The organism is Streptomyces sp. NPDC033229 (assembly GCF_055576875.1).
In genome coordinates this window covers 1-17,435 of sequence record NZ_JBVIQR010000074.1, presented here as the reverse complement: position 1 = coordinate 17,435, position 17,435 = coordinate 1, and the positions used below count along the sequence as shown (strand labels likewise).

The 17,435-nt window shown below is 71.8% G+C and carries 14 protein-coding genes; 6 read left to right on the top strand and 8 right to left on the bottom strand.

Annotation, left to right across the window (positions count from 1 at the left end):
* Positions 1-161 precede the first annotated feature (161 nt).
* The gene (locus ACZ53N_RS33855; protein WP_469144634.1) at positions 162-1,025 is read right to left on the bottom strand and encodes an EamA family transporter; all 864 of its coding nucleotides are present in this window, start codon (positions 1,023-1,025) and stop codon (positions 162-164) included.
* A gap of 110 nt (positions 1,026-1,135) precedes the next feature.
* On the opposite strand from ACZ53N_RS33855, the gene ACZ53N_RS33850 reads away from it, so the two are divergent.
* On the top strand, positions 1,136-1,708 hold the full coding sequence (locus tag ACZ53N_RS33850; protein WP_469144633.1) for a helix-turn-helix domain-containing protein: 573 nt from the start codon (positions 1,136-1,138) through the stop codon (positions 1,706-1,708).
* Positions 1,709-1,795: 87 nt separating this feature from the next.
* On the top strand, positions 1,796-2,338 hold the full coding sequence (locus tag ACZ53N_RS33845) for a YbaK/EbsC family protein (protein WP_469144636.1): 543 nt from the start codon (positions 1,796-1,798) through the stop codon (positions 2,336-2,338).
* 40 nt (positions 2,339-2,378) lie between these two features.
* On the opposite strand, the gene ACZ53N_RS33840 is transcribed toward ACZ53N_RS33845, so the two are convergent.
* Both ACZ53N_RS33840 and ACZ53N_RS33835 read right to left on the bottom strand, forming a co-directional pair.
* On the bottom strand, positions 2,379-2,867 hold the full coding sequence (locus ACZ53N_RS33840; protein ID WP_469144632.1) for a GNAT family N-acetyltransferase: 489 nt from the start codon (positions 2,865-2,867) through the stop codon (positions 2,379-2,381).
* A gap of 158 nt (positions 2,868-3,025) precedes the next feature.
* Positions 3,026-3,433, bottom strand: coding sequence for a CoA-binding protein (locus ACZ53N_RS33835; RefSeq protein ID WP_469144631.1), 408 nt, complete (start codon positions 3,431-3,433; stop codon positions 3,026-3,028).
* A 75-nt stretch (positions 3,434-3,508) separates the two neighbouring features.
* Here ACZ53N_RS33835 and ACZ53N_RS33830 point away from each other — a divergent pair, with 75 nt between their 5' ends.
* Together ACZ53N_RS33830 and ACZ53N_RS33825 are read left to right on the top strand one after the other, a co-directional pair.
* Entirely contained in the window at positions 3,509-4,135 is a 627-nt protein-coding gene (locus ACZ53N_RS33830; protein ID WP_469144630.1) for a YigZ family protein, read from the top strand.
* 175 nt (positions 4,136-4,310) lie between these two features.
* Entirely contained in the window at positions 4,311-7,250 is a 2,940-nt protein-coding gene (locus ACZ53N_RS33825; RefSeq protein ID WP_469144629.1) for an AfsR/SARP family transcriptional regulator, read from the top strand.
* A 103-nt stretch (positions 7,251-7,353) separates the two neighbouring features.
* On the opposite strand, the gene ACZ53N_RS33820 is transcribed toward ACZ53N_RS33825, so the two are convergent.
* Positions 7,354-8,196 (bottom strand): SGNH/GDSL hydrolase family protein, encoded by an 843-nt coding sequence (locus ACZ53N_RS33820; RefSeq protein ID WP_469144628.1) that lies wholly within the window; start codon positions 8,194-8,196, stop codon positions 7,354-7,356.
* 206 nt (positions 8,197-8,402) lie between these two features.
* Here ACZ53N_RS33820 and ACZ53N_RS33815 point away from each other — a divergent pair, with 206 nt between their 5' ends.
* Together ACZ53N_RS33815 and ACZ53N_RS33810 are read left to right on the top strand one after the other, a co-directional pair.
* Positions 8,403-9,575: an exonuclease SbcCD subunit D gene (locus ACZ53N_RS33815; RefSeq protein ID WP_469144627.1), complete on the top strand. Its 1,173-nt coding sequence runs from the start codon at positions 8,403-8,405 to the stop codon at positions 9,573-9,575.
* Complete coding sequence (locus tag ACZ53N_RS33810) at positions 9,572-12,655, top strand: AAA family ATPase (RefSeq protein ID WP_469144626.1); 3,084 nt, start codon at positions 9,572-9,574, stop codon at positions 12,653-12,655. Before ACZ53N_RS33815 ends, ACZ53N_RS33810 begins: the two co-directional genes overlap by 4 nt.
* On the opposite strand, the gene ACZ53N_RS33805 is transcribed toward ACZ53N_RS33810, so the two are convergent.
* The 4 genes from ACZ53N_RS33805 to ACZ53N_RS33790 all read right to left on the bottom strand — a co-directional run bounded on the left by ACZ53N_RS33805 (position 12,645) and on the right by ACZ53N_RS33790 (position 17,096).
* A complete protein-coding gene (locus ACZ53N_RS33805; RefSeq protein ID WP_130876593.1) occupies positions 12,645-13,091 on the bottom strand; it encodes an Lrp/AsnC family transcriptional regulator in 447 nt (148 codons plus the stop codon). The genes ACZ53N_RS33810 and ACZ53N_RS33805 overlap by 11 nt on opposite strands.
* A gap of 216 nt (positions 13,092-13,307) precedes the next feature.
* Positions 13,308-14,444: a UDP-N-acetylglucosamine--N-acetylmuramyl-(pentapeptide) pyrophosphoryl-undecaprenol N-acetylglucosamine transferase gene (locus tag ACZ53N_RS33800; RefSeq protein WP_469144635.1), complete on the bottom strand. Its 1,137-nt coding sequence runs from the start codon at positions 14,442-14,444 to the stop codon at positions 13,308-13,310.
* A gap of 181 nt (positions 14,445-14,625) precedes the next feature.
* Entirely contained in the window at positions 14,626-16,521 is a 1,896-nt protein-coding gene (locus ACZ53N_RS33795; RefSeq protein WP_469144625.1) for an NHL repeat-containing protein, read from the bottom strand.
* 101 nt (positions 16,522-16,622) lie between these two features.
* A complete protein-coding gene (locus ACZ53N_RS33790) occupies positions 16,623-17,096 on the bottom strand; it encodes a hypothetical protein (RefSeq protein ID WP_469144624.1) in 474 nt (157 codons plus the stop codon).
* Positions 17,097-17,435 lie beyond the last annotated feature (339 nt).

Below are 17,435 nucleotides of genomic sequence, written 5' to 3'. Positions count from 1 at the left end.
GGGGCATTACGGTGGGACACGAGGGCCTCCTGCGGTCGGGTGCAGACGTCGCAATCCACACCGAACCCAGAAGGCCCTCACCTGTTCAAGCACCCGCACGCGTGTCACCAACGTCCCGGGACAACACACCTAGGGTGTGTCCGGCGGCCCTTCGGGCCCGGTCAGCCGCTCGCGAGGAGGACCGTGCCGACCAGGGCCAGGCCGGCGCCCGCCGCCTGTACCGCGCGCAGCCGTTCGCCCAGGCCGCGCGCGGCCAGCGCGGTCACCACGGGGTAGAGCGAGGCGAGGACGGCGGCGACGGTGACCGGTCCGCTCTGGGCGGCCATGCTGTACGTGCCGTTGGCGGCCACGTCCGCGAGGCCAACGAAGGCGAGCGCCGGCAGGGCCGCGCGGATGACGCCCCGGCCCTCGGCGGGCAGCACCGGATTGCCGCGCCGCGCCGACGCGAGCAGCGCCGTGCCACCGACCAGCACGTTGCAGACGCGCTGGACGAAGAGGGCGAGGAACAGCCCGGTCAGGGTGTGCGACGCCTCGGCGATCAGTGCCATCACCGAACCGAAGCCGAATGCCGCGACGAGGGTGAGCACCAACGTCTGCCGCTGCACGGGGGCGCCTCCGAACCCCGGGCCGCTCGCGAGGACGACCCCGGCCACGGCGACCACGATGCCCGCGATCTGGAGCAGCCCGGGCCGTTCGCCGATCACGAGACCGACCCCGACCGGTACGGCGACGCCGCCCAGTGCGCCGAGCGGGGAGACAACCCCCATCGGGCCGAGGGCCAGCGCGCGGTAGAAGCAGAGCATCGCCGCCGGACCCACCACACCGGCCGCCACCGCGTACCACAGCCGCGGTCCGGCCTCGGACCAGCCGCCGGTGGCGACGACGACCGCGCCCAGCACGACCACGGCCAGCAGCTGCGAGACGACGACCACGGTGAGAGCGGGGATGCGGCGGGTCAGCACGCCGCCGCCGAAGTCGGCCAGCCCCCAGAGAAGGGCGGTTGCCAGGGCGAAGACCGCTGTCATGGGGGAAACCTCGCAGTACAGTGTGATGAACGGTGGAGTCCAGCACACCGTAGTTCAATTCATTGAACTCTGTCACACAAAATATTGTCACTCGCGATAGGGGGCGGTCCGTGACGGACCTCGACCAGCTCACGCAGTCGCTCGCCCGCAACCTCAAGCGCTGGCGCGCCGAGCGGCACTTCACGCTCGACGCCCTGGCCGCCCGCTCCGGGGTGAGCCGCGGCATGATCATCCAGATCGAGCAGGCCCGGACGAACCCGAGTGTCGGCACGACCGTGAAGCTGGCCGACGCCCTCGGCGTCAGCATCACCACACTCCTCGACCAGGACCAGGGGGCGCTGGTGCGGATCGTCCCCGAGGCCCAGGCGGTGCGCATGTGGTCCAGCGAGGCCGGCAGCCACACCACGCTCCTCGTCGGAGCCGAGGCGAGCGGACCGCTGGAGCTGTGGGACTGGCGGATCGTCCCCGGGGACGGCAGCGACTCCGACCCTCACCCGCCCGGCACCGTCGAACTCCTGCGGGTGACCGCCGGCGTGCTGACGCTCGTGGTCGACGGGCAGGAACACACGGTGCCCGCCGGTACGTCGGCGACCTTCGACGGGGGTGCCCCGCACGCCTACCGCAACGACGGGGCCGAGACCGTCGAGATGACGATGGCGGTGTCCATCCCGCCCGCGCGGTGACCCCCGCCCCGGCCCACGCCCCACAGGCCGGGACGGCCGCACGACGGGTCGGCGAGCACTGCTAGCTTGGCGAGCGTGAGCACCCCGATGGACGCCTTCGACGATGTCCGCCCCGCCGCGGAGACCCTGGACCTGCTGGTCGGCCCGGTGGCCGAGGCCGTCCGCGGTTGGTGCGGCTCCGTACCGGCCGAGCAGCTGCTCTATGTGGACACCGATCCGGAACGGGCCGATACCGCCGTCCTGGTGGAGCACTACGGCGCCTGGCTGCTGGAACAGTCAGCGAACTGCGTCGTCGTCGCGGCCAAGCGCGGCGGAACGACCACGCTCGCCGCCTGCCTCGTGCTCGGCCACACGCGTGTGGACGTCAACGGCGTCGTCCGCCGGCATCTCGGCGCACGCAAGGCCTCCTTCGCGCCCATGGACACCGCGCTCGGGGCGACCGGCATGGAGTTCGGCGGGGTCACCCCGATCGGGCTGCCCGCCGACTGGCCGGTGCTGGTGGACGCCGCTGTCGCCGACAGCCCGTACGTCCTCATCGGAAGCGGCAGCCGCCGGGGCAAGCTGATCGTCCCCGGCAAGGCACTCGCCGAACTCCCCGGCGCCACCGTTCTCGCGGGGCTCGGAGTCTGACGGTTCAGGCCGGTGGGGTCGTACAGGCCGTACAGGCCGTTCAGGCCCGGCGGTGCGAGAGGTCGAGCGACAGGGCGAGCGAGTGCTCGGCGAAGCCCAGGCTCCGGTACAGCCGCTCGGCGTCCGGTGTCGCGTGCAGATCGACCCGCGTGACGCCCCGGTCGGCGAACCAGTCGAGCAGCGCCTCGGTGGTCGCCCGGGCCAGACCGCGCCCCCGGTAGCGGACATCGGTGCACACGTTGAAGACAAACCCGAACCGCCCCGTGGGATGACCGGGCGCGGGCAGCCGCTCCTCCAGCCGCCCCACGGCGCACGCGGCGAGATGCGGGGCGCCCAGCGCCGGATCGCCGTCCACGACGAACGCGCCGAGCACCGAACCGGGCCCCGCGAGCTGCCGACGGGCTGTCTCCTCGGCGTCGCGCTCCCAGTCTCCCGGGGAGTCCCGGCCGCTCATGTCCTTGAACATCAGCCGACGCAGACGGACGAGTTCGGCCGCGTCCTCGGGACGGGCTCCGCGTGTCGTGATCATGAACCGACGCTAACGCACGCTTGCTCCGGCGAGGGCCTGTCCGACCGGTCCTGGTCGGCGGCCGCCCCGCCGTCCCGTCCTCGATCGGCGGGGCAGTGGAGGTGCGCACGGCACGGCCCGCAGGGGCAAGCGCACACCCGCCCCTGGCCGCAGCCGGCTCAGCGCAGTCGCGGGATCTCGATCGCCGGACACCGGTCCATGACCATGTCCAGCCCCGCCGAGCGCGTCCGCTCGTACGCCTCCTCGTCGACGACCCCCAGCTGGAACCAGACCGCCTTCGCGCCGATCGCGACGGCCTCGTCCGCGACGGCGCCCGCGAGCTCGGAACGGACGAAGACGTCCACCACGTCGACGGGGAAGGGCACCTCGGACAGGGAGCGGTACCCCTGCTCGCCGTGCACCGTCTCGGCCTTGGGGTGCACGGGCACGACACGCTTGCCGTGCCGCTGGAGCACCTCGGCGACGCCGAACGCCGCGCGCTGCTCGTTCGTCGACAGCCCGACCACCGCCCAGGTGTCGCCGGTCCGCTCGATGATCTTCCGGATGATCCCCGCCTCTGCGTACATGCCCGCTCAACGAGCGGCCCGCACTGATCATTCCCGCGGTTCCGCCCCGGTCACGGCGCCGCATAGGGTGGAGAAATGCAAGAGCAGTACCGGACGGTCGCGCGCGAAGGCGTGCACGAGATCGAGATCAACAAGTCGCGCTTCCTCTGCGCGCTCGCGCCCGCCGCGACCGAGGAGGAGGCGCAGGCCTTCATCGCGCGCGTCCGCAAGGAGCACCCCACCGCCCGCCACCACTGCTTCGCCTACGTCCTGGGCGCCGACGGCTCCGTCCAGAAGGCCAGCGACGACGGCGAGCCCGGCGGCACCGCCGGGGTGCCCATGCTGCAGATGCTGCTCCGCCGCGAGATCCGGTACGCCGTGGCCGTCGTCACCCGCTACTTCGGCGGCGTCAAGCTCGGCGCGGGCGGGCTGATCCGCGCCTACGGCGGGGCCGTCGGCGAGGCCCTCGACACCCTGGGCACCGTCACCCGGCAGCGCTTCCGCCTCGCGACGGTCACCGTCGACCACCAGCGGGCCGGAAAGCTGGAGAACGAGCTGCGGGCGACCGGCCGCGCGGTGCGCGAGGTGAGCTACGACTCCGGGGTGCGGATCGAGATCGGACTGCCGGAGGCGGACGTGGAGTCGTTCCGCGCCTGGCTGGCGGACACCACGGCGGGAACGGCCGGCTTCGAGCTGGGCGGCGAGGCGTACGAGGACGCCTGAACCGGCTGCGGCTCGGGCGGGTGTGCGCTTGCCCCTGCGGGCCGTGGCGTGCGCACCTCCGCCGCGCGGCGGAGGGACATGACGGTCGGCCATGTTCGGACGAACCTCCAAGGGGCCGTCATTCCGCTGGGCGCGGCGCCCGTCCCGGGCTAAGGTTCCGCGCCTAGGGGGCTGGATGGCAGTGGAATTCGGCTTGTTCGGGCAGGTGGAGGCACGTATCGGCGGTGAGCCGGTCGACCTGGGCCACCTCCGGCAGCGGTGCGTCCTCGCGGCCCTGCTCGTCGACGCCAACCGCGTGGTGCCGGTCGACCGGCTCGTCGACCGGGTGTGGGGACACCGGGCCCCACCCCGGGCCCGGGGGACGATCTACAGCTACCTCTCCCGGTTGCGCCGGGCACTGGCACCCGCGGCGGACGAGTTACGGCTCGTGCGCCGGCACGGCGGATACGTCGTCGAGGTCGAGCCGTCCGCCGTCGACCTGCACCGTTTCCGCCGACTGCTCGAGCAGGCCCGCGCGGCCGACGGCGCCGCCGAGGTCGCGGCCCTGCTCGAGCGGGCGCTCGACCTGTGGCGCGGCGACGCCTTCGCCACCCTCGACAGCCCCTGGTTCAACTCCTGGCGACAGACCGTGCAGGGCGAGAGATTCGCGGCCGAACTGGACCTGGGCGATGTGCGCTTACGGCTCGGGCAGCACGCGAGGCTGGTGGCCGAGTTCTCCGCCCGCGCGGAGACGCATCCGCTGGACGAGCGGCTGGCGGCGCAGCTCATGCTCGCCTTGTACCGCAGCGGTCGGGCCGCTGAGGCGCTGGCCCACTACACGCGCGTCCGGGAACGACTGGCGGAGGAGCTGGGGACGGACCCCGGTGCGGCGCTGCGCACGTTGCACCAGCGGATTCTCACCGAGGATCCCGCCCTGAGCGCGCCCGCACCGGGACCGGCCGCACGCGTTTCGACGCCCCCGACCGGACCGACGCCGGATCAGGCCCCGACGCGGGCCCCTGCCCCGAGCACGGCTTCGGCCCCTTCCCCGGCCCCGGCGACCGTCCCACGCCAACTCCCCCCGCCGACGCCCGTGTTCGTCGGCCGGGCCCACAAGCTCGCCGAACTCGACAAGGTGCTCGGCGCGAACGGTGGGGCCGGCGGCACCATGGCGCTCTCGACCATCGGCGGAACCGGCGGCATCGGCAAGACCTGGATCGCCGTCCACTGGGCGCACCAGAACGCCGAGGCGTTCCCCGACGGGCAGCTCTACGCCGACCTCCGCGGCTTCGCGGCATCCGCGGAGCCGGTTCCTCCGGCCGAGGCGGTGCTCGGCTTCCTCCACGCGCTCGGAGTGGGGGCGGAGGGCGTGCCGGTGGACCTGCCCAGCCGGGCGGCGCTGTTCCGCAGCCTGGTGGCCGGAAAACGGATGCTGATCGTGCTCGACAACGCCCGCGACACGGAACAGGTCGTGCCGTTGTTGCCCGGCACCCCCTCCTGCATGGTGCTGGTCACGAGCAGGAACCAGCTGGTCGGGCTCATCACCGCCTACGGTGCCCGCCCGCTGCCCCTGGACGTGCTGACCGAGGCGGAGGCACGGGAGCTGCTGTCCCGGTACCTCGGCGCGGAACGGACCGCGCGGGAGCCCGAGGCCGTCGCCGCGCTCACCCGGCACTGCGCGGGCCTGCCCCTGGCCATCAGTGTCGTGGCCGCCCGGGCCACGACCCACCCCGACTTCCCTCTCTCGGTGCTGGCCGACGAGCTCCGCAGCCGGACGGCCCGGCTCGACGCCCTCGACACCCACGACCTCACCGCCGACCTGCGTGCGGTCTTCTCCTCCTCCTACCGCGCCCTGGAGCCCCCGGCGGCCCGGGCGTTCGGGCTGCTCGGCCAAGCACCCCTCCCCGACGTCAGCGTGGCCGCGGCCGCTGCCCTGGCCGCGCTGCCCGCTCCGGCGACACGGTCCCTGCTGCGCGGCCTGGAGGCCGCGCACCTCGTTCACGAGCACTGCCCCGGCCGCTACCGCATGCACGACCTCGTCCGCCTCTACGCCTCCGAGCGAGGGCAGCGCGACCAGCCACAGGACGACCTGGACGCGGCTCTGCGCCGCCTGACCGACTTCTACGCCCGCACCGCCCACGCGGGCGACCGGCTGCTGTCCCCGCAGCGCACACCGTTCGCGGGTGAGCGGCCCGGTGCCGCTCACCCGCCGCAGCCGCTCACCGATGCCGCGGCGGCCATGGAGTGGTTCGACGCCGAACACGCCTGCCTGCTGGAGCTGCATCGCTTCACCATCGAGCGAGGGCGGGACAAGGGGCTCGGGGAGGGACGGGACGGATCGGCGTGGCACCTGGCCTGGTCCCTCGACACCTATCAATGGCGGCGAGGCCACCTCGATGACCGGACCGCCATGCTGCGGGCCACACTCGAGGCCCCCGGCGCGCTCCGGGATCCCGCCGCCCGGGCCCTCGCGCACCGGCTCCTCGGGCGCGCGCAGGTGCCTCTCGAGCAGCGGGCCGAGGCCCTGGACCACCTGCGGCGGGCCCTGGCCCTGTTCGGGGAGGCCGGTGACGCCGCGGGGCAGGCGCAGACCAACCTCAACCTGGCACTGGCGTGGGAGCAGCGGGGGGACGACCGCCGGGCCCTCTCCCACGCGATCCAGAACCTCCGCCTCCGCCGAAGACTCGACGGCCCCCTGCGGGAAGCCGAAGCGCTGAACGCGGTGGGCTGGTACTTGGCCAGGCTCGGCCATCACGGGCAGGCCCGCCACTACTGCGAGCGAGCCCTCGCGCTCTCCCGACGGCTCGGTTTCCGCGAGGGCGAGGCGTTCACCCTGGACAGCCTCGGCTATCTGGCCCATCACGGTGGCCGGCCCGCCCAGGCCCTGGACCACTACCGCCGGGCCCTCGCCCTGCGCCGCGAACTCGGCGACGCCTATGAGGAGGCGGACGCGCTCGCCTGCCTGGGCGACGTCCACGGGACCATGGGGCAGCACGCCCTGGCCGTCGACGCGTGGCGGCAGGCCCTGTCCCTCTACCGCTCACAGCACCGTCTCCTCCAGGCGGCGCGCCTGGAGGAGAAGCTGTCCCGTCCAGGCGAACCGCCCACCACGCAGCGGCCACCGGGTTCGGGGTGAGCCGGGGGAGCGTGCCCGGGGTTCGCACTGCCCCCCGGGGGCACGCTCCCCCTGCCGGGTCCCCCGCTCCTGCCCGGCTGTCCCCCCGAGGCGTGCGGCCGGGTTACGGCCGTACCTTCTGCCAGATCAACCAGCCGAAGGCCCGGTGACCGAGGGCATTGGGGTGGAAGGACTCCACCGTGGGCAGACTGATTCCGTTGATCCACTCGGGCTTGTCGCAGATCGCGTGCCCCTTGAACGCCTGCTCGGCCTCGACGAACTCGAAGCCGTGTTTCCCGGCGGCGATCCGGGTGACGTCGTTGAGCGTATGGGCCGCCGCGTTGAGGCGCTGACGGGAGGCCCGGGCCATGAGCCCGTCCCCGTAGCAGGGTGTCCCGGTCTGCCGGACGACCTTGGGGTAGCCGATCACCAGGACCCGTGCGTTCTTCGCCTTCTCCCGGATCAGGCGGTAGACCTTTCCGAGGTCACCGTCCAGCTTGGTGAGGAAATCCCGTTGGACCTGGGCGATGTCGTCGTGGCAGATGCTGCCGCCACTGGCCAGAATGCACCTCATGACCACTCCGGTGAACCCGTAATTGTTGGCGCCGACCTGGACCGTCACCAGCTTGGTCCGGTTGTTGAGCGTGCCGAGCTGCTCCGCGATCACCTGACGGGTGTTGGCTCCGCAGAACGCCTTGAAGTCCAGCTTCGCGCCGAGAGCGGCGGCGACGCGGCGAGGGTAGGCCCCGGGGGCGTTGGGGACTCTGATTCCCTGTTCCTTGTTGATCCAGCAGTCGCCCTGCCTCTTGCCCAAGGATCCCGCGCCTATCCCCGCGGCGACCGAGTCGCCGAGCGCCACATAGCGCGGGGGAGCCGCCGCCGGTCCCGGCTGCGCCGAGGCGACCACGGCGGTCGTGCTCAGCGCCGTGCCGAGCGCCGCGCTCACCAGGGCATGTCGTAGACGCATGGTTTCTCCTCCCGTTGCGGTGCCTGTGCACCGGTGAGACCACCGTCGGCGGCGGGCCTGGGGGAAACCTTGAGGGAACCTTGTCACCGGCCCCGCACTCCTTGGCCGCCTTCCCGCCCGGCCCGGGCGCCACATCGAGTACCGTGCTGGGTCGGTGTCGAATCGGAACGCGGAGGAACGGAAAGCATGCAGGCCGGAGTCCCGCGTTGAGAATGCTGCACACATCGGACTGGCACCTCGGCCGGTCCTTCCACCGCGTGAGCCTCCTGGCGGCCCAGCGCGCGTTCATCGACCACCTCGTCGACACCGTGCGCGAGCAGCGGGTCGACGCGGTCCTCGTCGCGGGTGACGTCTACGACCGGGCCGTACCGCCGCTCACCGCCGTCGAGCTGTTCGACGACGCCCTGCACCGCCTCGCCGACCTCGGCGTACCCACCGTGATGATCTCCGGGAACCACGACTCGCCCCGCCGCCTCGGCGTCGGCGCGGGCCTCATCGAGCGGGCCGGCATACATCTGCGCACCGCACCGGCCGTCTGCGGCACCCCCGTCCTCCTCGCCGACGCGCACGGCGACGTCGCCTTCTACGGCCTGCCCTACCTCGAGCCCGCCCTGGTGCGCGAGGAGCTGGGCGCCCGCCGCGGCAGCCACGCCGCCGTGCTGGAGGCCGCGATGGACCGGGTCCGGGCCGACCTCGCCACCCGTCCCGCCGGCACCCGGTCCGTCGTCCTCGCCCACGCCTTCGTCGCCGGCGGCGCCGAGAGCGACAGCGAGCGCGACATCACGGTGGGCGGCGTCGCCGCCGTCCCCGCGGCCGTCTTCGACGGCGTCGACTACACCGCGCTCGGCCACCTCCACGGCTCCCAGACGATCACCGAGCGTGTCCGCTACTCCGGCTCCCCCCTCGCGTACTCCTTCTCCGAGACCGACCACCGCAAGACCATGTGGCTGATCGACCTCGACGCCGCAGGGGCGGTCACCGCCGAGCGGCTCGACTGCCCCGTGCCGCGCCCGCTCGCCCGGATCCGGGGCCGTCTCGACGACCTCCTCGACGACCCGCGGCTGGAGCGCCACGAGCAGGCATGGGTCGAGGCCACGCTCACCGACGCGCACCGCCCCCAGGAGCCCATGGCCCGGCTCGCCCGGCGCTTCCCGCACGTGGTGAGCCTCGCCTTCGACCCCGACCGGGCCCCCGAGGACCCGCTCGCCTCCTACGCCCAGCGGCTGCGGGGCCGGACCGACCGGCAGATCGCCGAGGACTTCGTGGCCCACGTGCGCGGCGGCCGGGGCGCCGACGAGGCCGAGGCCGCCGTGCTCACCACCGCCCTCGACGCCGTACGGCTGGCCGGGACCGAGACCGTCCGCGAGGAGACCCGATGAGGCTGCACCGGCTCACCGTCACCGCCTTCGGCCCCTTCGGCGCCACCCAGCACATTGACTTCGACGAACTGTCCGCCGCCGGACTGTTCCTGCTGCACGGCCCCACGGGCGCGGGCAAGACATCCATCCTCGACGCGGTCTGCTACGCCCTCTACGGCACCCTCCCCGGCGCCCGCCAGGGCAGCGGACTGACCCTGCGCAGTGACCACGCGGAGCCGGGCACCCCCACCGAGGTGACGCTCGACCTCACCGTCGGCGGCCGGCGTCTGGAGATCACCCGGCGGCCCGAGCAGCCGCGCCCCAAGAAGCGCGGCACCGGCGTCACCCGCGAGAAGGCCTACAGCGCGCTGCGCGAGCACAAGGACGGCCACTGGCAGGGCCTCAGCCGCTCCCACCAGGAGATCGGCGAGGAGATCAAGCAACTGCTCGGCATGAGCCAGGAGCAGTTCTGCCAGGTCGTCCTCCTGCCGCAGGGCGACTTCGCCCGCTTCCTGCGCGCCGAGGACGCCGCCCGCGGCAAGCTGCTGGGCAAGCTCTTCGACACCGGCCGCTTCGCCGCCGTCGAAGCGCACCTCGCCGAGCTGCGCAGGGCCGCCGAGAAGCAGGTCACCGCCGGTGACGAGCGGCTGCTCGCCCTCGGCCACCGGATGCGGCAGGCCGCGGCCGACCCGTCGCTGCCCGAGGTCGGCACGCCCGCGCCCGCGACCGTGGCCCCGGTCGGCTCGCGGCCGTCCCGCGCCGCCTTGGTACCGGCGCAGCGCGACGCCGAGCCGCCCCTTGCCCCCGGCGCCCCCGGGCTGGCCGAGGCCGTCCTGGAATGGGCGGCCCTCGCCCGCAGCAACGCCCGCGAGCGCCGCGACATCGCCGCGGCCGCCGCCAGGGCCGCCGACGAGGCCCACCGCGCCGCACGGGAGGAAGCCGACGCGGTACGCGAACGGGACCACCTCCAGCGCCGCCACGCCGACGCCCGGCAGCGGGCCCTCGCCCTCGAAGAGCGGCGCGAGGAAACGCGGCGGGTCCGCGAGCGGCTGGACCGGGCCCGCGCCGCCGAGTCCGTCGCCCCCGTCCTGGAACTCCGCGACCGGGCCGAGCGCGCGCACCGCGACGCCGTCGCCGCCGAGGCGCGGGCGCGGCGGGACCTGCCGGCCGAGCACACCGACAGTGGTGCCGAGGCGCTGGCGGCGCTGGAACGACGGCTCCGCGAGGAACTCGGCTCGCTCGCGGGCGCCCGCCGCGCCGAGGAGCGGGCCGCCGACCTCACCGCCGAACGTGCGAACCTCGAACGCGACGCCCGCCTGGACGAGGACATCCTCACCGACACGGCCGACTGGCTGGCCGGCTGGGAGGCCCGGCGCGCCGCCCACGAGCACCGCGTCGAGACCGCCCGGGAGGCGGCCACCCGGGCCGCCCGCCTGGAGGGCGAGCTGGCCCCCGCCCGGCAGCGGCTCGCCGCCGCCGTCGAGCGCGACCGCCTGGCCGGCCAGGTCGAGGACGCCGAGGAACGGCTGCGCGGCGCCCGCGAGCGGGCCAACGAGGCCCGCGAGCACTGGCTGGACCTCAAGGAACGCCGACTGCTCGGCTTCGCCGCCGAACTGGCCGCCGAACTCGGCCCGGGCGAGGCGTGCAAGGTGTGCGGCTCCACCGAGCACCCCGACCCGGCGCGGACCGCGGCCGACCACGTGGACCGCGCCGACGAGGAACGCGCGCTGGAGACCTCCCGGCGGGCCGACGCCGCCCGCGAGGAGACCGACCGGCGGCTGCACACCCTGCGCGAGGCCCTCGCCGCGGCCACCGCCGGGGCGGGCACGGCCACCGTCGCCGAACTGGCCGCCGCCGCCGAGGACGTCCTGCGTGCCTTCACCGAGGCGCGGGACGCGGGCTCGGGCGCCCACGCCGCCCGCGAGGCGCTGGAACGCGCCGAGCGCGAGTACGAGCGGCGCCGGGAGGAACGCCAGGCCGCGCAGCTGCGCGGCTCCGCCCGCACGGCCCACCGGGAGCGCCTCGACGCCCAACTTGCCGCACTGGAGGAGGAGTTGACGCGGGCGCGCGGCGGCGCGGCGACCGTCGCGCAGCGCGCGACGCTGCTGGAACAGCAGCTCACGTCCCTCGCCGAAGCAGCCGAGACCGTACGGGCGGCACAGGACGCGGCGACGCGCCTGAAGGAGGCCGACGCCCGTCTCGCCGACGCCGCCTACCGCGCGGGCTTCGACACGCCCCAGGGCGCGGCCGACGCGCTCCTGACCGCCGCCGGGCAGCGGGAGCTGCAACACCGCCTCGACCAGTGGCAGCGGGAGGAGACCGAGGTCGCCGCCCAACTGGCCGATCCCGCCGCGGCGGACGCCGCCGCGCTTCCCCCCGCCGACCCCCGGGCCGCGCAGGAAGCCGCCGACGCCGCCACCCGCGCCCTGCAGCGCGCCTTCGCCGAGGACGCCGCCGCCCGCACCCGCTGCGCGGAACTGGACCGGCTCTCCGCACAGGCCGCCGCCGACGCGCACCGACTCGCGCCCCTGCGCGAGGAGCACCACCGGGTGGCGTCCCTCGCGTCACTGGCCGCCGGCACCTCCGCGGACAACGAGCGGAAGATGCGCCTGGAGTCCTACGTCCTGGCCGCCCGGCTCGAACAGGTCGCGGCCGCCGCCACCGCCCGCCTCCAGCGCATGTCCGCCGGCCGCTACACCCTCGTCCACTCCGACCAGCGCACCGGCGGCCGCGGCCGCTCCGGCCTCGGCCTGCACGTCATCGACTCCTGGACCGGCAGCGAACGCGACACCGCGACCCTCTCGGGCGGCGAGACGTTCTTCGCCTCGCTCTCCCTCGCCCTCGGCCTCGCCGACGTCGTGACGGACGAAGCGGGCGGCATGCGGCTCGACACGCTCTTCATCGACGAGGGCTTCGGCAGCCTCGACGAACAGACCCTGGACGAGGTCCTCGACGTCCTCGACTCACTGCGCGAGCGGGACCGCACGGTCGGCATCGTCAGTCACGTCGCCGACCTGCGCCAACGCGTCCCGGCGCAGCTCCAGGTCGTCAAGGACCGCTCGGGCTCGGCCGTACGGCACCGCACGGCGCTCAGCGGCTGAGCGCCCGGCGGGCCAGCGGCGAGGAGTAGACGATGCTGGTGGTCACCGAGCCGAGCGCGCCGATCCGGCCCGCGACCTCCTCCAGGTGCCGCATCGACCGCGCGGCCACCTTGATCACGAAGCAGTCGTCGCCGGTCACATGGTGCGCCTCCAGAATCTCCGGCGTCGCGGCCAGCAGATCGTGAAAGGGCTTGTAGTTTCCGTTCGGATAACGCAGACGCACGAAGGCGAGGACGGGCAGCCCCAGCTTCTCGGGATCCACGACGGCGGTGTACCCGCCGATGATCCCCGCCTCCTCCAGCCGCCGTACCCGCTCGGTCACGGCACTGGAGGACATGTTCACGGTACGCGCCAACTCGGCGAAGCCCGCACGCCCGTTGCTCTGCAGGGCGTCGAGGATGCGCCAGTCCGTGGCGTCTGGGGAATAGCCGGTCATGGGCGATGTCTAGCAGTGAAATCCCCGGATGAACAGGGTTTTTGTCGTGGATCACACAGGGCGCGACGCGATGGGCCGGGGGTTTTGGGCTCTGTTCTCACGGAGCCGAGGGGGCCGGGGCGCGGCCGCTCCCGTGCGGGGCCCGGAAAGGCCCGCACCGGGACGGCAGCTGTCGGATCACGACCCCGGCCGTGACGTCTCCTAACCCCGCGTCGATCAGCCCGACGCGGCGGACAGGAGAACGTCCACGAGCCTGTCCGCCGCGTCCGGCCGCCCGTGCGACCGGGCACGCTCCGCCATGGCCGCTCGCCGCACGGGATCGGTGAGGAGCGGGCCCACCGCGTTGCGAAGGCTCTCCGCGGTGACGTCACCGAGCAGGGCGACGGCAGCCCCGGCGTCCTCCAGATGCCGTGCGTTGTGCGCCTGTTCGTTCCCGGCCGAGGAGGCGAGCGGGATGAACACCGCAGGCTTGCCCAGCGCGGTCAGTTCGGCGAGCGTCCCGGCACCGCTCCGGGAGATGACGACGTCGGCGAGCGCCAGCACGTCGGGGAGCTCCGGGCCGACGAACCCGGCGAGGTAGTACCGGCCCGCAAGCTCCGGCGGCAGGGCCGCCGCGTGCTGCCGCAGGCCTTCGACGTTGGCCGGTCCGCACTGGTGGACCACGTTCGCCCGCGTCAGCAGCCACGGCAGCGCGTCCCGCACGACGTCGTTGATCTGCTGGGATCCTTGCGCGCCGCCGGTGACGTACACGGTCGGCAGGCGCCGGTCGAAGCCGTACAGACCCAGCGCCTCGACCGCCTTGTCCGGGTGCCCGGTCAGCACCTCGGGGCGGATCGGATTGCCCGTGACGACCGCGGCACCCCGCACCGACTCCGGCAGGAGCGGCAGCGACGCCTCCGACGACACCGCGATCCTCGTCGCCGAGCTCGCCAACTTCCGGTTGGCCAGGCCCAAGCGCACCGTCTGCTCGTGGAGCACCAACGGACGGCGGCACATGCGGGCGGCCAGCCCGGCGGGGACGGCCACGTACCCGCCCGTGGCGAGCACCACGTCCGGCTGGAAGTCGGAGACGATCTTCCGCGCCTGGGCCACTCCGAGCGGTACCCGGGCCATGTCCCGGACGTTCGCCGGACTCACCATCTTGAGCGGGTTGCTGGAGCGGCGGATCTTGCCCGTGGCCACGGTGGTGAACGCGATGCCCTCGGCCGGTGCCACCCGGGCCTCCAGGCCGTCCGCCGTGCCGATCCACAGGACGTCGAGCGCCCTGCCGTCAGCCGCCAGCCGGTGCTGCAACGCGCGGATCGCGGTCAAGGCGGGATAGGTATGGCCCCCGGTACCTCCTCCCGTGACGATCAGGCGGAAGGTGCGAGAGAAAGGAGCAGTGCTGTTCACCTGGCGCACCCTACTGGTTGCCCGCCCCCGATACGCGCTGGGCCCGGACGGGCATGAGCAACCCTTCGGTCACGTGAGCTTTCGACAACCCGCATGATCAAGGCACCCATGCCCGCCCACCCGCTGAAAAGGCTGCCCCGCGCTACGACTTCGCCGAGGCACCGGGCAGCACGCCGGAGATCCGCAACAGCTTGCCCTCCCGGTTGCTGACGTAGATCCGGCTCTTGTCACGGTCCAGCCCTACGCCAGAGGCCTGGCCGAGTCCTTCGGCTACCGCGCGCTGAAAGCCCTTGGTCTCGCCGTCGGCCACCGTGACCTCATTCAGTTTGCCGCCGGTGTAGGAGGTGTAGGCGCGGTCCGCGCCATCCAGCGCCACGCGGATGGTGTTTCCGAGATTGGTGGCAACGGCCTGTGGGGTGCCTTCCTTCGCCTCCAGGTCGACCTCGTACAGCCCGCCGACGTCATACTGACCGACGTACGCCTTGCCCCTGACCAGCGCGACTCCCGAGGCCCTCGGCACATTCCAGGAGCGTTGCTTCTGCGCCGGGTCGTTGCTCAGGTCGAACTCGATCAGCTTCCCGCTGTTGAAGTCGGTGACATAGGCCTTCTTGTTCGGCAGGTCCAGCGCGACGCCGTACGCGGGCAAGTCCTTGGCGACCGCGACCGGGGAGATGGAACGGTCGTTCAGGTCCACCGTGAACAGGCCCTTGCCGCCGTATTCGGCGACATAGGCCTTGTTGCCCGGGAGGTCCAGCGCCACATCGTTGACGAGGCCCAGTCCCGCCAACTCCCAGTCCTTTTTGCCGCTGGCGAGGTCCACCTTGTACAGCCTGCCGCCGGTGTAGTCGGTGACGTACGCCTTTTGGTTCCCCAGGTCCAGCGCGAGGCCCTCGGCCCACCCCAACCCGGTGGCGACCTCGAAGGGTGCTTCCTTCGGGATCTCTTTCTCCTGGCCGTCACTCTTGTACAGAGGGTGCTGTTCCACATCAAAATTGAGTTTTTCCAGCTCGAAGACCTCGTGGACCCCGGCGAGGGTGGAAACGACCTCCGCTTCCCCTTTTTGCCTGAACGGCTTGCCTTCGTCGTTCAAGTCGAAGGCCTCCTTATCCGTACCGGTCTCACCGAGCTTCCATGCGATCACCTGGGCGTACTTCGGCTCCTTGGCCTGTGGGCCCTCCGGGCGGATCTCCTTGACCTCCACCGGCTCGGGGTAATACAAAGCGACCCACCCACCGAAGGAGACCGGAAATTCGTAGTCGAACCTCCGCACCTGGCGTCGCTGCGTGGCCAGGACATCCACCCGGCTGCCGACCTCTCCGTTCAGCGTGGACGATGTCTTGAACCCGGTGGTCAATGAACCACTGACAGAAGCAGTGATCCCCAGCATCAGCTGTGCCGACACTTCCCCGGTGCCCGTGGCGGTACTCGTGGCTGTCGTCGTACTGGTCATTTGCGACTGGGACTCCGCGTCGACGCCCTGATTGTCCTTGCTGTTCTTCAGGGTGATCTTCTCGGATTGGTTCATCGCCATGCTCTGCTGCAGCTGCTGCTGAAGTGACGCGGTGGCCTTGGCCCCGAACGTGAGCTGCACCTGCCCCTGGAGCGACCAGTTGATGGTGTTCGAAATCGAGAACTCGACCGTGTGCGACCAGGTGGTGGGCTTGGGGTCGGTTCGGTTGATGTACGTCTGCTTGGAGATCACGTCCGGAGGAGGCTGCACAATGTCGCCCCGCTCTTCGACAAGCGGTACACCCACCGTCATACAGGCGCGCCACCCGCGGTCGTGCGCCGAGGGGCCCTGCGGAAAGTCAAATCGCCCCTTGTTCAAAGAGAACCCGGTAGGGTAGACGTAGCGGTCCTCCCCGTTCGGCTTTTTCTTCTCTGCCTTCCTCTTCAGTTTTTCTTTGTTCTGCTCCAGGATGGCCGGCGCCCGGTCGGCGATCTCGAGCTCCTTCAGGTTTTTTCCTGTCAGTGGGTGGCGGATGAATCGTTCACCAAGATGAGCTGTGCTCACGTTGTTCTTGATGGCGTCTGCCATGCCCTTCAGCCTCCTTGTGTCGCAGAACTGAACGATGCGTCGGTGATGACGTGTGAGCGGCGGCCGTTGCTACCGGTCAGGGGTCGGATCGTGGTCGGCCCTCACCCCTTGGTCGGCGGCCACTCCTTGACCGACCCATCTGCATTCCTCTCGACGTTTTTGACCTGTTCGCGGTTGTCCTTCTTCAGATTCGCCCGATCTTCGTCGCTGATCTTTGGCTTGTCCTCGTCCTTGATCTTCACCGCCATCTTTTCGGACGCCTTGTTCATGGTCGAAGAGGCCATGCCGGTGGTCGTTTCGGGACTTTCGCTTTCTTTCTGCTGATCGGTGGCTGCCTTCTGGGTGTTCTTGAACAGCGGGGCGAGGAAGCTGTTCGCGATATTGAGCGCCTCGGGCGACGTCTCGCGTACGATCTTCGGGTCGCGCGGAGCTTTCTCAATGCCCTCGTAGAGCTCCGGATCGACTCCTTCGTCCTCGGGTCGAACACCGGGAATTTGGGAATAGATTTTCTGGGCCGACTCTTCGGCGGACTTTGCTTCGTTTCCGCCGCCGCCGAAGATGTTCTTGAAAGACATGAGCTTCCCTTCGAATCCTCTGGTGGACGCAAAATCACCCCTTGCGTCCTCCACCGTGTGCACCGGGAACTTCGTGTGCGTGCCTACCCAATTGGTGATCGATCCATTCGGCCCGGCCCTGTGGTTGTGGCCCGTCATCTGGCCGCCGGCGGGTGGTGACATGGTTTTTGGCCCGCTGTGGCGGCTGGAATCTTTCCCTGGTTGCTTTCCGATTGCGCGACGCTTTGGGGGTGGCTTTGCCTTTTACTGAGACTGAACTCGTGTTGTCGCAGTGAGTTATCTGGGGTTCGGGGTGAGCCCTGTCTCGGTGAGGCAGCCTTCAAGGAGGGCGGGCCGGTA

Excerpts from the sequence above, each read along its gene's own strand:
- ACZ53N_RS33855 (WP_469144634.1), bottom strand. The coding sequence starts at position 1,025 with ATGACAGCGGTCTTCGCCCTGGCAACCGCCCTTCTCTGGGGGCTGGCC.
- ACZ53N_RS33845 (WP_469144636.1), top strand. The coding sequence starts at position 1,796 with ATGGACGCCTTCGACGATGTCCGCCCCGCCGCGGAGACCCTGGACCTG.
- ACZ53N_RS33840 (WP_469144632.1), bottom strand. The coding sequence starts at position 2,867 with ATGATCACGACACGCGGAGCCCGTCCCGAGGACGCGGCCGAACTCGTC.
- ACZ53N_RS33835 (WP_469144631.1), bottom strand. The coding sequence starts at position 3,433 with ATGTACGCAGAGGCGGGGATCATCCGGAAGATCATCGAGCGGACCGGC.
- ACZ53N_RS33830 (WP_469144630.1), top strand. The coding sequence starts at position 3,509 with ATGCAAGAGCAGTACCGGACGGTCGCGCGCGAAGGCGTGCACGAGATC.
- ACZ53N_RS33825 (WP_469144629.1), top strand. The coding sequence starts at position 4,311 with ATGGCAGTGGAATTCGGCTTGTTCGGGCAGGTGGAGGCACGTATCGGC.
- ACZ53N_RS33820 (WP_469144628.1), bottom strand. The coding sequence starts at position 8,196 with ATGCGTCTACGACATGCCCTGGTGAGCGCGGCGCTCGGCACGGCGCTG.
- ACZ53N_RS33810 (WP_469144626.1), top strand. The coding sequence starts at position 9,572 with ATGAGGCTGCACCGGCTCACCGTCACCGCCTTCGGCCCCTTCGGCGCC.
- ACZ53N_RS33805 (WP_130876593.1), bottom strand. The coding sequence starts at position 13,091 with ATGACCGGCTATTCCCCAGACGCCACGGACTGGCGCATCCTCGACGCC.
- ACZ53N_RS33795 (WP_469144625.1), bottom strand. The coding sequence starts at position 16,521 with ATGGCAGACGCCATCAAGAACAACGTGAGCACAGCTCATCTTGGTGAA.
- ACZ53N_RS33790 (WP_469144624.1), bottom strand. The coding sequence starts at position 17,096 with ATGTCTTTCAAGAACATCTTCGGCGGCGGCGGAAACGAAGCAAAGTCC.